The following is a 15,040-nucleotide window of genomic DNA, read 5'->3' on the forward strand; positions in this document are numbered from 1 at the left end:
CTAAAGATGGCAATAATGCAGCAAACTAGCACGGCTACCGGGGTTGGCGGACAAAACGAAAATTATCGTTTTGCTCTAGTGTCACTCACTTCACTGTTCTTCATGTGGGGGTTTATCACCTGTCTGAACGATATCTTGATTCCACATCTCAAGGCGGCGTTTTCCCTTAGCTATGCCGAAGCGATGTTAATCCAGTTTTGCTTCTTCGGTGCTTACTTTCTGGTGTCTATGCCGGCTGGTAAGCTGGTAAAGGCGCTCGGTTATCAAAAGGGGATAGTAACCGGGCTGCTGATCGCCGCCTTAGGTTGTGCGCTTTTCTATCCGGCAGCGGCGCTGGCCACCTACGGTCTGTTTTTAGGCGCCTTGTTTGTACTGGCCTCTGGGATCACTATCTTGCAGGTGGCAGCCAACCCTTATGTGAACGCACTAGGCAGTGTTGAAACGGCTTCTAGTCGTTTGAACCTCACCCAGGCGTTTAATGCTCTGGGGACTACCGTGGCGCCATATTTTGGCGCGGTATTGATCCTCTCTGTGGCCGTGGAAGCGACCGAGACACTGAGCCAGGCTCAGGCTGAAGCCGAGGTGGTTAAACTGCCTTACTTAATCCTAGCTAGCGCCCTTGGTCTGCTTGCCCTGATCTTTGCTAAGTTGGATCTGCCACAGATCAAAGAGCACTGCCAAAGCAGCGAGCAGGGTGAGGTGGTACACAATGGCAAAACCAGTGCGCTGCAGTCGATTCACCTGGTGCTTGGCGCTGTGGGTATTTTCGTCTATGTGGGCGCTGAGGTGGCGATTGGTAGCTTCCTGGTCAACTTCTTGGCCCAGGATGACATTGCCGGATTGACCGAGGCGAGCGCCGCGGGCTATATCACTTACTACTGGGGCGGCGCCATGGTGGGACGCTTTATCGGTAGTGCCGTAATGCAGAAAGTACCTGCCGGTACTGTGCTCGGTTTCAATGCCATGATGGCTGCATTACTGGTGGCGCTGGCGATGACCAGTTCTGGTGCGGTCGCCATGTGGGCTATCTTAGGTGTTGGCTTGTTTAACTCTATCATGTTCCCAACTATCTTCAGTCTGGCACTGAGAGATCTTGGTCCGCACACCTCGCAGGGTTCAGGTGTCTTGTGTCTGGCCATTGTTGGCGGTGCTATCTTACCGCTCATACAAGGCGTATTAGCCGATAATATCGGGATCCAACAGGCTTTCTTCCTGCCGATCATCTGTTATCTCTTCATTCTGTTTTATGGCTTGAAGGGCTCTAAGCTCTAACAGCAAGCCCTAAGAATAGGAGGCAAGCAGCAATGCTTGCCTTTTTTATTGGCATATCTTTGGGTATCGCTTGCGTCACAGGGGTTTAACTCCTATGATCCGTGCGATTTTTACTATCTAGGCTTTATCATGATTAATGCGTCGCTGTCTCCAAGTTCAACCGAATTAGTTATCAATGTGCTTGCTATGGTACTCGAGCAGGGGAAACCCCTGGATCGCGCCTATTCGCACCACTTTTCCGGGCTGAAACTGGCGCCGTCTGAGCAAGCCAGAATCACGAGTGTCACCGGCGATATTTTGCGCCGTCTCAATCTCTATTGCTATCTAGCCGATATCAGCACCGAAGATATAGAGCGTATGGGCTCACGTCTGTTAAACGCCTGGCACATGTTTTACGAGTTGCCGATCCCTAAGTTGCAATACACCTTAGCTATCGATGAAGAAGATTTTGCCAAGCGTCTTGCCAGTGCTAAGGAAGATCCGGCGCTGTTTGATGGTTGTCCCGAGTGGCTGGATAAGTTGGGAGCTGCCCAGTTAGGTGATGCCTGGCCGAAAGAGCGTGCCGCATTGGCCCTGGCGCCGAAACGCTACCTAAGGGTAAATGCCTTAAAGACCACGGCAGCCGACCTGTTATCGCAACTCGCTAAGGAAGGCGTTGAGGCCCGCAAAGTGCCAGGAGTCCCGAGCGCGCTGGAAGTCATCTCAGATGCGGCGTTGTTTCGTACCGAGAGCTTTAAGCAGGGGCTATTTGAACAGCAAGATGCAGGCTCTCAGCATGTGGCGGCGGCGGTTGCAGCCGAGCCCGGCATGCGGGTGATCGATGCCTGCGCTGGCGCCGGTGGTAAGACGCTGGCCATTGCTGCCCAGATGCAGGGCAAGGGGCGCTTGCTGGCCATGGATGTGGAGCAGTGGAAATTAGACAATTTAAAGCAACGTGCGCGCCGCGCCGCTGCTCATAACGTTGAGACACGCATTATCGCCAGCAGTAAGACGATTAAACGTTTGAAGCTGAGCGCCGACAGAGTGTTGCTGGATGTCCCCTGTTCGGGTCTTGGGGTGCTTAAGCGCAACCCTGATGCGAAATGGCGCGATACCCCAGAGCGCTTGCCTGTGCTGGTTGCACTGCAAAAAGAGATCTTACAGAGCTATAGCCGTATGGTTAAGGTCGATGGCATCTTGATCTATGCGACCTGTTCTATCATGCCTGAGGAAAACCGCCAGCAGGTCGATGCCTTCCTCAGCGCGAATCCTAATTTCAGCTTTATTGATGACGAAACCGTCAGTGTTGCCGAGACAGGGTTCGATGGTTTCTACCTGGCGCGTATGAAACGTAATCAAGCCTAGGCTTGGGGCTAGTCTAAGTCGGCATTAGGCTCACAATTTTGAGTACTAAGCCGACACTTAGCTTAAGGCCGCTACACCATCCCCAATTAAAAGTGATATGATGGATCCTTTCGATCGTTTAATCAGGTCTAATTGCTTTTTCTCGGATGATGTTATTGCAAACGGCTGTACAAGAGTTCTCTCATCAGGAAAGATTTGCGGCGCTCCAACTCCTGCTTGCAGGGCGGTTGCTTGAGTGCCAGCTAACTGCCCATCAATTAAGTGGTAAATTTGCCGGTGATACGCCTATCGATTGCCGCGTTAACCTGAATGCTTGCGGGCAATTTAAGGCAAGCTGCAGTTGTGGCAAGGCAAACTGTGCCCATCAAGCCGCCTTGATTATCGAGCAAGCAGCGCGAAGCCAATTAGATAAACGTGAGCGTTCAAGACGTTCCGACACCGCCATCCGTCTGTTTCGTAGCGATCAAAACCAGAAGTTCGATCCTTTCCCCGCTATGGCGCGCCACCGTATTCTTTATCTGCTCGAGCCCATAGAAGAGGGCTTTCTGCTCAGGGTCGAGAAAGGGTATCTCAATAAGAATGGCCGCTATCATCTTAAAGGGCCGCTAGGCTTTGACCTGTTACAGAGTCAGCCCGTGCCCAAGTATGTCAGTCAGTCCGATCTCAAGTTGTTCCATCTGCTGCGCCAAGAGCTCTCTACAGAACAGTTGAGCCGTGCTCAGGACGCTATGGTGATCCCGCTGCCACGTGAAGGTCATAGCGAAAAGCTCGCCCTCGGCGCTGATTTCTATAGCTTGCTGCTTGCAACGGGTCGCTGCTTTTACGCTAAGGTGGGCGCCAAGCCACTGGAACTGGTGACCCATTATGATGAAGATTACTTAGATGAAGCCTACCTGGTTAATCTTTGCCCTGGCTGCTGGTTAGATACCTGCTCTGGTACAGGGATTGTCGATAAGCGCGCCGATAACAGGGTCAACCAGAGCCTGCTTCAGCAGGTAGATCTCGATGGCGACTGGCTGCCCAAGCTTGAGATCGTTCGAGAGTCGCTGGAATATGACTGGAGCGATGTCGTGATGGCGCCAATTGATGTGGCCCGTTTTAGCATGGTGCATCGCGGCGCCTCCTATGATTTTGAATCGTTGAGCTATCTTGGCGCTGGACATAAAGGGTTTATGGCCCAATTTGCCAAGTGTCAGTTGCTGCTTAATGGCTTTCCCTTGCTCACCAGCCAGTTTGAACCTGCGCTAACTCAGATGTTATCCGATGGGCTGCGCCTAATCCCTGGCGAGGTAAGCGAGCATGTGGTCTTGCTCCGTTATCTCTCTTTGCTCGGATGGCAGATAGAGCTGGTCGCCAAGCAGCGGTTTGTTAAGGTGGCGGCCAATGCCTGGTATGGAGAGGTTAATAGCGGCGATAAAGATTGGTTCGAGTTGAGTCTGGGCGTTGAGGTCGAAGGTAAGCGGGTAAACCTGCTGCCACTGCTGGTGAACCTTATTCGTCAAGGCAAACTCAGCCGTGACGGTATGACCAAAGAAGTGGCCTTAGAGCTGGAATCCGGCGCCATTTTGACCCTGCCCGCCGATCGGATACGACGTATTCTTGGGGTATTGGATGAGTTGTTTACGCTTCAGCCGCTGGATCAGCGCGAGCAGCTTAGATTAGCCAAGCACCATCTGGGGCGTCTGCCACTATTGGACGAAGCGATGGCGCCAAATGGCCAGGATAGCCAGTCGCTAAAATGGCTGGGGGAAGCCAAATTAAGACGCCATGCACTCGCCTTGGGTGAATATATCAAGCGCGTAGGCAGAGACCAGCAGACCTTTGTCGCGCCGACAGGGCTAAATGCCGTATTACGCCCCTACCAGGAGCAAGGCGTGATCTGGCTGCAATTTATCAAGCAGCAGGGCTTTGGCGGGATTTTAGCCGATGATATGGGACTGGGTAAGACCTTACAGACCCTGTGCAGCATCTTGCTTGATAAACAGGCCGGGGTGATTAAGGCGCCTGTCTTGGTGATAGCCCCCACCAGTTTGCTGAGTAACTGGCAGCGTGAGATCGCTCAGTTTACCCCCGAACTCAGTAGTTTTGTCTGGAGCGGTCGTCTGCGCCATGAAAATGAGCAGGCCCTTAGTGACGTGGATATTTTGATCACCAGCTATGGGATCTTAGCTCAGGACGCCGAGCGGCTGACCAAGCACAACTGGCACCAGGTGATCCTGGATGAAGCCCAGACCATTAAGAATAGCCGTAGTCGGGTGACTAAATTGGTTAATCGACTCCAGACACGCCACCGTCTTTGTTTGACCGGCACGCCGATGGAGAATCATCTGGGCGAGCTGTGGTCGCTGTTTCATTTCCTCATGCCGGGCTTTCTCGGCACGGCGACGCAGTTTCAGCGCCAGTTCAAGCAGCCCATAGAGAAAGATAACTGTGACACCAGTCGACAGCGCTTAGCTCAGCGTTTGGCGCCCTTTATGCTCAGACGCACCAAGAGCCAGGTGGCTACCGAGTTGCCGAAAAAGACGGTGATCAATACCCTGATTGAGCTCAGTCAGAGTCAGTCGGATCTCTATGAGACCATACGCCTGACGGTGGCTGAGCAGGTGCAACTGGCGCTTTTGCAAACCGGCGCCAAGGCGAATCGTTTGATGATCAGCAATGCGCTGCTCAAACTGCGTCAAGTCTGTTGCCATCCGGCGATGCTCAAACTTGGTCAGCAAGATGAAATCAAGGGGGCTGTCGAGGGCGCAGATACAATCGCGGATGTCGAAACCCAAAGTGAATCATCTAAGCTGGCCTGGTTAGAAAATAAGTTACCCAGCATGATAGAAGATGGGCGTAACATCTTAATCTTTTCATCATTTACCACTATGTTGGATCTGATTGCCGAGCAGCTGGATCGCCAGCAGATAGGGTATGAGATGCTCACCGGCCGTAGCCGACATAGAGATAAGATCATAGATCGCTTTCGCCGCGGGGAGGTTAATGTATTTCTGATCAGCCTCAAGGCAGGAGGGGCGGGGCTCAATCTTACCGAGGCAGATGTGGTGATCCATGTTGACCCATGGTGGAACCCTGCCGCCGAAGAGCAGGCCAGTGACAGAGCCTATCGTATCGGTCAGCAAAAGCCTGTGTTTGTCTACAAGTTGATCTGCCAAAACACGGTGGAAGAGCGAATTCAGCAGTTGCAGCAGAGCAAACATGCACTGGCCCAAAGTATGTATCAGACCGAGAGTTTGACGGCGGCAGAGATGGATAAGGATGATTGGCTGGCCCTGCTGCAACCTATCACAGAGCAGCCAATCACAGATTAAGCTGCTTTACTCGCCTTGAATGGTAAGAATAAGCGTGCGTGAGCTGGCGCGGTTTCGAGCCTCACACAGGTATACGCCTTGCCAGGTCCCGAGATTAAATTCGCCGTTTGTGATGGGCAAGGTAAGTTCACTGCCCAGTATGGATGATTTAAGGTGCGCAGGCATGTCATCTGAGCCCTCATAGGTGTGGGTGTAATAGGGCTCGTTTTCAGGCACTAGTCGATTGAAGAAACGTTCGAAATCTTCGCGCACACTGGGATCGGCGTTCTCGTTCAAGGTCAGTCCGGCCGAGGTGTGTTGCAGCAAGAGATGGGCGAGACCTATCTTTATCTGTTGCAATTGGGGAGCAGCGCGGTAGATCTCTTCGGTGATCAGATGAAATCCGCGGGGTTTGGCTGGTAAACTAATCTCAACTTGCATCCACATGTTAGGTTTTCCTACGCTATTTTATCGCCCAATCTGGGCACTTTTTGTTATCGTGCTAAGAGTGCGCTAACAGCCTCATCTTTGTAAAGCGACTTTTAAATCAATGACTGTATAAAATGTAAAAGTGCCGCAAAGGAGCTTTGCTCACACTCGATTGTCTCTTTAGGTAAGCATAGTTAGTGGGCGCGATAAAGGCAGAAAAAAAGCCTGGCGTCAGGGGCAGAAAGTCAGTGCAGGGCTGTTACGCCGACAGAGCAAAAGTATAGCGCCAGATCCCTAAGGTCTACAGCTAAATAAAGGGCTCAAGTAAACAAATTGGGTAATAGGAGTAATAAGGGGGACAGTGTGGTAAGCGAGGCAAAAGCCATGCTCATTAAGGCTCAACAAAGCGCAGAACCTGGTGATCAAACCGGGCAGGTAAATGCGCTAGGGCCCTACTATTATCTTGAGAATTTCAAGGCGATGTTGGTTGGGGTAGAGCAGCGCTATGGCGATCTACTCGATAAGGTTGAAAGTGACTTTATTCAGACGTTTAACCTGCTTCGCCGTGACGCTCAATGTCTATTAGTCAGGTTGATAACGCGCAAAGGCCCATGGTTTTGTCGCCCACAACTCAATTACCTTGAGATTAACGATACCGAAGGTGCCATACAGGCACTGCTTGAGACAGGTTTTATTCACTATGGTCAGCCTGAGCTGAGCTGGCTATTACAGCAAACGACCAAAACTGAACTTGTCAGGCATCTTGCTGAGGTGGGCCAAGAACACGAGTCAGACTCAGTAGCACAGCCACATTTAGTCGCACAGCCAGACTCAGTAGCACAGCCAGACTCAGGGGCGACGCGTGAAAACGTAATAGCATCTGAGCCAGGATCAGGCCAAGCCCAAACCCAAACCCAAGGCCAGGCCCAGGCATCTATCATCTCGCACCCACAGGATGGAGCCGCCAGACTCAGTGTAAAGCAGCTTAAGCGGCTTAAAAAGAGTGAGCTGGTCTCGCTGATAATGTCGTTGGCATGCGCCGATACGTCTGTCGCAAACCATGGTTTTACGCAGAATCAGCAGCACGAGGAACAGTCAGCCGCTGATGAGTTTATCGCCACACTCTTGCAGCGACTCGCGCCAGGTGAGCACTGGTTTAGCTTCACAGACAAGGCGCCGTATCGGCGTTTTGAACTCCTTTATTTCGAACGCTTAAGTCAGTCTCTCAGCCAGTTTATTTTGGCCGATTTAGGTATCCACCAATTTGATGCTTATTTGGTTAATTGCGCAAGCCGCAGCTTTAATACTCGAGAAGAAATAGAGGCTTTCTATCATTTAAATGATTTATATCAGCAGCTTGATGAATTGTCTTTAGATGTTAAACAGACGGACTTGTCTGTCAAAAAAATTGATGCTTTCTGTGTTGGTTTGACCGCTTTTGTCGGGTTAACCCATGAGAGATTAGTACGTCTGCACCAGGGACTCATGCTGCAGATAGCCCGCCAATATGAACGTTTGCACGAATTTGAAACCGCCTTAAACCTCTATGAGGTTTGTGATCGCCCGCCGAGCCGCGAGCGCCGCGTCCGCTGCCTGCAAAAGCTGGCAAAAGATCGGCAGGCACTTGAGCTGGTTGGCGAGATGATTGACTCGCCTCTTGAAGAGAGTGAGCGACTGGTGGCCAGGCGCATGCAAAAGGCGCTGCATAGAAACCTTAAGCTATCAGCGCCGGATAGATGGCAAGGCCAGTTTGAAACTTTGCATCTCGCCACTGAGCGCACAAGCCATAGGGTTGAGCAAAGCGCGGCGAAGCAGCTCGCTGTTGTGAATGACAAAAAGGCGGTTAATAGCGAGCGCGCGGAGATCACAGAGACGGTTTTTTGCTTTGAGGTTGAAAACCGCTTGTTTTGCAGCCTGTTTGGTCTGGCGTTTTGGGACATCATCTTCTCAGATGTTAAAGGCGCTTTTGCCAATCCATACCAGAGTCGGCCTAGCGACATGTATTACTCGAGTTTTTATCCTCAGCGCAGGGCGGCAATCGAGGCGCGTCTTGAGGAATTAAGCGCGGGTAACACAGAGTCAATCACCCGTCATTTTCATCAGAAATTTGGCCTCACTAACGACTGGGTTCACTGGCCGCTCTTCATGCCTTATGAGTATATTAATCAGGGTAGCTCGACAGTGGTTAAAAAACCGGGAGATGCTCAGGATGCCTCTCAGGTTGAACAAGGCATTGGTTATCTTGCGGGTCACCTTGTCGATAGTTTTGCATTTGAGGGAAAAGTCTCAAGTGTCACAGAAGGAGGGAGTCTAGCCTTGCCTATCGGTGACGATGCGCTGCCGCTGCTGCTTAACTTGGCGCTGCAGGCGTTTAGTGGGCCGATACTGGCCAAGCTATTTCGTCAGATGCTTTTCGATCTGCGTTACTACCGCGCAGGATTTCCCGATCTGATTCGCTTTCACTTGAAGACAGACCTTGATAGTGCCACAACTAACGTAGGCGCCATGGTGAGCGCCGAGCTTATTGAGGTCAAGGGGCCAGGCGACAGCCTGCGAGATAATCAGCTGATATGGCTAGATTGGTTTAATCGACACGGGATTAAGGCCAGTGTCTGCTATCTTTCCTGGGAAGGATAATGGAGCCGCTTTCAAGGCTATGCATTAAGTCTACTTATTTCGGCGATCAATTTTTTTGCTAATCCTGTGAATAAGATGCAGCATAGTAAGAGTTCAAAGCGTCTGGTCGCGTTATAGCGTTAAATGGCGCAGTAACAAAGAATCGCTCATACCCGGTGCAGGAGGATAAGATGACAAGCTTAATGGCAGAGACTAAGCAGCGACTGCTCGGTACCAGTCTGGCTGTATCGCTGCTTACGCTACTTGGCGCCTTACCTGTAGGAACCAGTTACGCCGAGCCGCGGTTAGATCTAAGCGCGAGAACCCTACAGGGTGAACTTCGCTCACTCAAGCAGTATGAAGGCAAGGTGGTCTATGTGGATTTTTGGGCATCTTGGTGCGCGCCATGTCGTGACTCTTTTCCCTGGATGGAACAGATGCACCAGCGTTATGTCAAGCAGGGGTTAGCGATCGTCGCGATCAATCTTGATAGCGACAGTGAGATGGCTAATCCCTTCCTAGCCGATTTCACCACCAGCTTCGATATTCTCTACGATCCTAAAGGTGAGGTCGCGGGCCATTTCAATCTGCAGGGGATGCCGAGCAGCTACCTGTTTGATGCCAAGGGACAACTGGTGAGTGAACATCTGGGCTTTTTTAAATCTAAACAGCCGGCAGTCGAACAGGAGATTAAGGCATTGCTGAAACAAAGGAATGCTAATGAAAAATAGTCAAAGCGCACTGTTTATCCTCGCGCTCTTATTATTGCCAGCATGTTCCAGCCTTGGCGTACAGCCATGGGAGCGCGGTCAGTTTGCCAGAGAGGATATGCAGCCTGATACCGATGAGATGGATATGTCGATAGAAGATCATATCTACTTCAGTAAGGAGGCGTCCAGTGGCGGCCGCACCCTGGCAGGTGGTGGTTGCGGCTGTAATTAGGGCATAAGCGAAGTCGGCGATAAGTCAGCTCGGTGAGACAGTGCAAGCAAAGGAATGATATAGCGTGAACCATAGGGTAAAACAACAGCGTCATCAGCCAACCGCTACCCAGCAGGGCGATACTGTGATGGCTTCACTCTTGATGGCCAGTAGCTTGTTTCTTGGCGTCGGAGATGTAAACGCCACAGAAGTATTAGTTAATGATGCTGGGGCCACTGAGTTAGGGGCTAACGAGACAGGCACAGACGAGACAGGCACAGATGAGATAGTCGCCAAAGAGCGAGAAGCGAGTCAAGCTCTGGTAAGTACAACCAAATATGAGAGCAGGTCAGAGACGGATCCGCTCGCTGGAGCCAAGATAGAGGCCGCCTTAGTCTACTACCAAGAGCGCGATCGGGTAACCGCAGCCGAAGGGATCATACATTATCGACAGGCCTTGGATGACAGCAATACCTTGAGGGCAAAGATAGCCCTAGATGCCCTAACCGGCGCCTCAGCCAATGGCGCGGTGATCCAGGCAAGGCCCCAGAGTTTTACCCGACCTTCAGGAACCGGCGTCTATCAGGCGCGAGCAGGCGAATTGCCCCTGGACGATACCTTTAAAGATACCCGCTTACAGTTAAGTGCCAACTGGCAGCATCTTTTTTCTGCGAAATGGCAAATGAATCTCGGTGGCTATCTGTCGCGGGAATACGACTATACCTCTATTGGCGTTAATGGCAGCGGCGAGCATTCCTTTAATCAAAGCAATACTCAAGTGTTCTTTGGCTCAGCCTATTACTTCGACATAGTGGATCCCGTCGGCGGCAGGCCTGTGGGACTTAGCGAGATGGTGTTTAGAAAGGACTTTGCCAGCGAGGAGGAGTTTAGACAGGCTTTTGATGCCACCCGCCGTTACGACAGCGCCCTTAAACGCACCTTAGATCTTAACCTTGGCGTGACACAGACTCTGAATACTCACTGGCAGGCCCAGCTGAGTTATAGCCTCTCTGCTGTGTCTGGGTATCTGAGTGATGCTTATAAGGTTGTCAGCCGTATCGATGGTGTTGGTCAGGCGCAGGGGTATCATTATGAAGCGCGTCCGGATCAGCGACTCAAACATAACCTGTTTGCCATGGCCAAGGGAGCATTAACCTCAGGCACGCTGACCTTTTCCTATCGCTATAGTGACGATGACTGGTCGATTCAGGCGCATACCCTAGATGCGCGTTACCGATACAATTTAACGGATGGTGGCTATTGGCAATGGCAGTTCAGAGCCTATCTTCAACAGGCCGCCGAATTTTATCGCCTCTATCTGAGTGAGGGAGAAGCCTTACCCGAGTTCGCCTCGGCCGATCATCGCCTCGGTAAGCTAGAGACCTATACCTTAGGGGTGAAATACGCGCACAAGTTAGATGCCGGTCAACTCGCCAGCATCAGATTAGCCTACTATCAACAGCGGCCACAAAACCCGGGTATCAGTTTACCTGGTGAGTTGGCAAGCTATGATCAATTCCCCCGTCTAGATGCCATAGTGCTGCAATTGGGAATGCGATTTTGAATCCGCAAACCTATGAGATCAGCCTGTCGCCACTGCCCGGCGCAGATAACCTTAAATATGGTCAGTATCAAGGCCAGCTTGCGCCCCTCGGGGTTAAAGCGGAATTTATCGCCATGGCGAGTCGCTGTGAAATCTTAGTCAGGCATAAGGTTGCTGCAGTTGAAGAGCAAGCTTATAGCAAAGCAAACTTAGAGATAGAGCGCGCCATCGTCGAGGCGACTGATGAGGTCAGGCGCATAGAGGCTAAATACAGCCGTTTTGACCGCGAAAGCCTGCTTAGCGAGATCAATCGCCGCGCCGGTGAGTGGCAAACCCTAGATGATGAAACTTTAGGTCTGTTAAAGTTTGCCGAGCATTGCTACCAATTGAGTCAGGGACAGTTTGATATCACCGCCGAGCCTGTGATTGCGCTTTGGCCATTTGGAGACCGTCATGCCAGCCCGCCAAGCAAGCAAGTTATTCAAGCCGCTCGCAAACGGGTAGGGTTTAACAATCTCGATATTCAAGATAAGCGTTTATGGCTACCTGAGGAGATGGGGATCGATTTTGGTGGGCTTGCAAAGGAGTACGCCTCCGATATAGCGATGGCGATTCTGACCAAGGCACTGCCTGATTGCGATCTGCTGGTGAATCTTGGCGGCGATATGATCACGTCACCAGCGCCCGCCCATGCCTGGCAGATAGGGATCGAAGATCCCAAGGCGCTGGATTCGGCTGAGCGGGTGGTGGCCCTTAACGAAGGCGCACTGGCTACCAGTGGTCATTCCCGGCGTTATCTTATTCATGAGGGCAAACGCTACGGCCACATTATCGACCCAAGTACAGGCTATCCCGTAAAGGGAGCGCCCTTGTCGGTCAGCGTGTTTGCACCTCAGTGTGTGGTCGCGGGCATGTTGGCCACCTTGGCTATGCTTCAGGGAGAAGAGGCTGAAGCCTTCCTCGCCAGTCAGGGCGTAGTCCATCATATTATTCGTGGCTAGCGTTTCATGGCTCGCTTTCATGGCTCGCTTTTCAGGTATTCGAGTTGCGGGAACGAGTCAATATTCACGCTCACTTTGCCCATTCTGGTGCTCGTTTATCCCTCAGGATTTTGGTAGAGTGGTTATAAATCAATGACTTTAGTTTAGTAAATCATCAATAATAGGTTTACTCAATGTGCATGCACGTTTTGCCAAATAGATGCGCATGCGCACTAATAAAATGTTATGAGCTTCAATGTAGGTGGAAATATTGAACTTTATAAGTAGATACATTTTAAAGTCCTTGCTGGATAAGCCGGCTCCTGACCGAATACCCAGGAGCGGAGAAAAAGCGCTTTCGGTGGACTGCAATGTTGTCTACTTCCGCTCGCCAAACAAAAGCTGGACGCTCCTTTGTGATGAAGTTCTTCCTGAAGGGGTTGCCGGAAAATATTGGTCCGATGGAGAGGAGGTTGGGCGCGTATCAATTCCCTTCCGCTTGATGGGCGACTATGAACTAGATATTACCCATTTTTATGGGCGTCATGATCTTCGTTATGGGTCTATTGCTCAATATTTCTGGGAGGGTATAGTTCCTCTTGATAAAACAAAGATCCTGATTGGAAAAGGAAGTCAGTTCCTTTTTAATAAGAAGGAGCTTGTACGGTCGGAGCGAATAGAAGTTCTTAAAATCATTTTAGAAAAAGAGCTTGAACAAAGGCAGTATGAAATTAGCTCGGTAGCACTTTCCTCACTACTTTACACAGAAAAATGGGTTTTTCACCCTGACAAGTCGCGCCAACTAAGATATAACGATTTGTTGTTGTCTTCACTTCATGACAGTGGCGACCTTGAGAAAACTCAGTACGGTTTCAGACTGTCTTCTAAAGCATTGGTTACCATTGCTCAGTACGAAGAAGACCAGAAAAAGCATCGCGAGAACATCTCTCAAGCAAAGTCAATGAAGTGGCTAACCCTAGCATTAATATTCGTTGGCCTCATTCAAGCTTTAGTAACCTTTTGGGGGCAGAATGCTGGCTCATAACAAAGCCAATCACGGTGACAGCTTTTCCGTTACGGCTTCGCCTACACTCCAAAGCTGCGCGTGTTGGCGGCGTTATCCCATAGAAATTGCTATCTGAAATCTGCGCCCATAAAAAAACGCCCCGTAGGGCGTTTTTTATTGCAGAACTTGTTTTAGAAGTTCGCAGACTTAGGTGCACGTGGGAATGGGATCACGTCGCGGATGTTTGATACGCCAGTCACGTATGAGACCAGACGCTCGAAGCCCAGACCGAAGCCTGAGTGTGGCACTGTGCCGTAACGGCGCAGGTCACGATACCACCAGTAATCTTCCTTGCTCAGACCCATCTCATCCAAGCGAGTATCTAGTACGTCCAGACGCTCTTCGCGCTGAGCACCACCGATGATTTCACCAATACCAGGTGCCAATACGTCCATGGCGGCAACTGTTTTGCCGTCTTCGTTAAGACGCATGTAGAAAGCTTTGATATCTTTCGGGTAGTTCTTCACGACGACTGGCGCCTTGAAGTGCTCTTCAGCCAGATAGCGTTCATGCTCAGACTGCAGGTCGATACCCCACTCAACGTCGAATTCGAACTGCTTGCCACATGCTTTTAGGATCTCGATGGCATCTGTGTAGTCAACTTGGGCGAAATCGCTGCTCACGAAGTTCTCTAGACGCTCGATAACTGTCTTGTCGACACGTTGGGCGAAGAACTCAAGATCGTCGCGGCGCTCATTAAGCACGGCGCGGAAACAGTACTTCAGCATACGCTCGGCCAGACCGGCAACATCGTTTAGATCGGCAAAAGCGACTTCTGGCTCAACCATCCAGAACTCTGCCAAGTGGCGGCTGGTGTTAGAGTTTTCGGCGCGGAATGTTGGGCCGAAGGTATAGATCTTAGACAAGGCACAAGCATAGGTTTCGCCGTTCAGCTGACCCGATACGGTGAGGAAAGATTCCTTACCGAAGAAGTCTTCGCTGAAATCGACTTTGCCGTCGTCGGTGCGTGGCAGGTTTTCAAGATCCAGTGTCGAGACACGGAACATCTCACCAGCACCTTCACAGTCAGAAGCAGTAATCAGAGGCGTTGAAACCCAGATAAAACCTTCTTCGTTGTAGAAGCGGTGAATCGCCTGAGACAAACAGTTACGCACGCGGGCTACCGCGCCGATAATGTTGGTACGTGGACGTAGATGAGCCAGTTCGCGCAAATGCTCAATAGAGTGGCGCTTAGCCGCCATCGGATAGGTATCAGGATCTTCAACCCAGCCAGTGACCTCAACCTTAGTCACTTGTAGCTCAAACGCTTGACCCTTACCCGGAGAGTCAACCACTTCACCTGTCATGATGACAGAGCAACCAGCGGTTAGGCGTAAGATTTCGTCATCGTAATTGTCTAAGCTATTTGGCACAACGCCCTGGATGGGATCAAAACAGGAACCATCATATACGGCAAGAAAAGAGATGCCGGCCTTGGAATCTCGGCGAGTTCTTACCCAACCGCGTACGGTAACTTGCGAACCGATCGCAAAATCACCTTTAAATACAGAAGCGACAGATGCAGTGCTCATTGTTGCTTAGTTCTCCAACGAAACGTTTTATTAAAAATTTTGGA

11 protein-coding genes are annotated in these 15,040 nt (G+C 50.9%); 9 read left to right on the forward strand and 2 right to left on the reverse strand.

All coding sequences use genetic code 11. The features are described 5' to 3' along the window. The first annotated feature begins 6 nt into the window (after nucleotides 1-6). From L2712_RS05270 to L2712_RS05280, 3 genes are all read left to right on the forward strand, one after another. Nucleotides 7-1,272, forward strand: a complete 1,266-nt coding sequence (locus L2712_RS05270; protein WP_088904681.1) for a sugar MFS transporter — start codon at nucleotides 7-9, stop codon at nucleotides 1,270-1,272. Nucleotides 1,273-1,401: 129 nt separating this feature from the next. Continuing rightward, complete coding sequence (locus L2712_RS05275) at nucleotides 1,402-2,616, forward strand: RsmB/NOP family class I SAM-dependent RNA methyltransferase (protein ID WP_248977111.1); 1,215 nt, start codon at nucleotides 1,402-1,404, stop codon at nucleotides 2,614-2,616. 155 nt (nucleotides 2,617-2,771) lie between these two features. Beyond that, a complete protein-coding gene (locus L2712_RS05280; protein ID WP_248977112.1) occupies nucleotides 2,772-5,930 on the forward strand; it encodes a DEAD/DEAH box helicase in 3,159 nt (1,052 codons plus the stop codon). Between the two features lie 6 nt (nucleotides 5,931-5,936). Here L2712_RS05280 and L2712_RS05285 read toward each other — a convergent pair whose 3' ends face one another. Beyond that, the gene (locus L2712_RS05285; RefSeq protein WP_248977113.1) at nucleotides 5,937-6,356 is read right to left on the reverse strand and encodes a secondary thiamine-phosphate synthase enzyme YjbQ; all 420 of its coding nucleotides are present in this window, start codon (nucleotides 6,354-6,356) and stop codon (nucleotides 5,937-5,939) included. Between the two features lie 366 nt (nucleotides 6,357-6,722). Here L2712_RS05285 and L2712_RS05290 point away from each other — a divergent pair, with 366 nt between their 5' ends. The 6 genes from L2712_RS05290 to L2712_RS05315 all read left to right on the forward strand — a co-directional run bounded on the left by L2712_RS05290 (nucleotide 6,723) and on the right by L2712_RS05315 (nucleotide 13,443). Next, nucleotides 6,723-8,975, forward strand: a complete 2,253-nt coding sequence (locus tag L2712_RS05290) for a VRR-NUC domain-containing protein (RefSeq protein WP_248977114.1) — start codon at nucleotides 6,723-6,725, stop codon at nucleotides 8,973-8,975. A gap of 170 nt (nucleotides 8,976-9,145) precedes the next feature. Continuing rightward, nucleotides 9,146-9,685, forward strand: a complete 540-nt coding sequence (locus L2712_RS05295) for a TlpA disulfide reductase family protein (RefSeq protein ID WP_248977115.1) — start codon at nucleotides 9,146-9,148, stop codon at nucleotides 9,683-9,685. Next, nucleotides 9,675-9,896, forward strand: a complete 222-nt coding sequence (locus tag L2712_RS05300) for a DUF4266 domain-containing protein (protein WP_052125515.1) — start codon at nucleotides 9,675-9,677, stop codon at nucleotides 9,894-9,896. The genes L2712_RS05295 and L2712_RS05300 overlap by 11 nt, the downstream gene beginning before the upstream one ends. A gap of 64 nt (nucleotides 9,897-9,960) precedes the next feature. Further along, nucleotides 9,961-11,439, forward strand: coding sequence for a DUF3570 domain-containing protein (locus L2712_RS05305; protein ID WP_248977116.1), 1,479 nt, complete (start codon nucleotides 9,961-9,963; stop codon nucleotides 11,437-11,439). Beyond that, the gene (locus L2712_RS05310) at nucleotides 11,436-12,419 is read left to right on the forward strand and encodes an FAD:protein FMN transferase (protein WP_248977117.1); all 984 of its coding nucleotides are present in this window, start codon (nucleotides 11,436-11,438) and stop codon (nucleotides 12,417-12,419) included. Before L2712_RS05305 ends, L2712_RS05310 begins: the two co-directional genes overlap by 4 nt. A gap of 250 nt (nucleotides 12,420-12,669) precedes the next feature. Next, nucleotides 12,670-13,443: a hypothetical protein gene (locus tag L2712_RS05315; RefSeq protein ID WP_248977118.1), complete on the forward strand. Its 774-nt coding sequence runs from the start codon at nucleotides 12,670-12,672 to the stop codon at nucleotides 13,441-13,443. Nucleotides 13,444-13,595: 152 nt separating this feature from the next. Here the strand turns inward: L2712_RS05315 and asnS are convergent, their stop codons facing one another. Beyond that, complete coding sequence (gene asnS, locus L2712_RS05320) at nucleotides 13,596-14,996, reverse strand: asparagine--tRNA ligase (protein ID WP_033538413.1); 1,401 nt, start codon at nucleotides 14,994-14,996, stop codon at nucleotides 13,596-13,598. Nucleotides 14,997-15,040: the final 44 nt, after the last annotated feature.

The organism is Shewanella marisflavi, assembly GCF_023283925.1.
Taxonomy (GTDB): Bacteria; Pseudomonadota; Gammaproteobacteria; order Enterobacterales; family Shewanellaceae; genus Shewanella; species Shewanella marisflavi.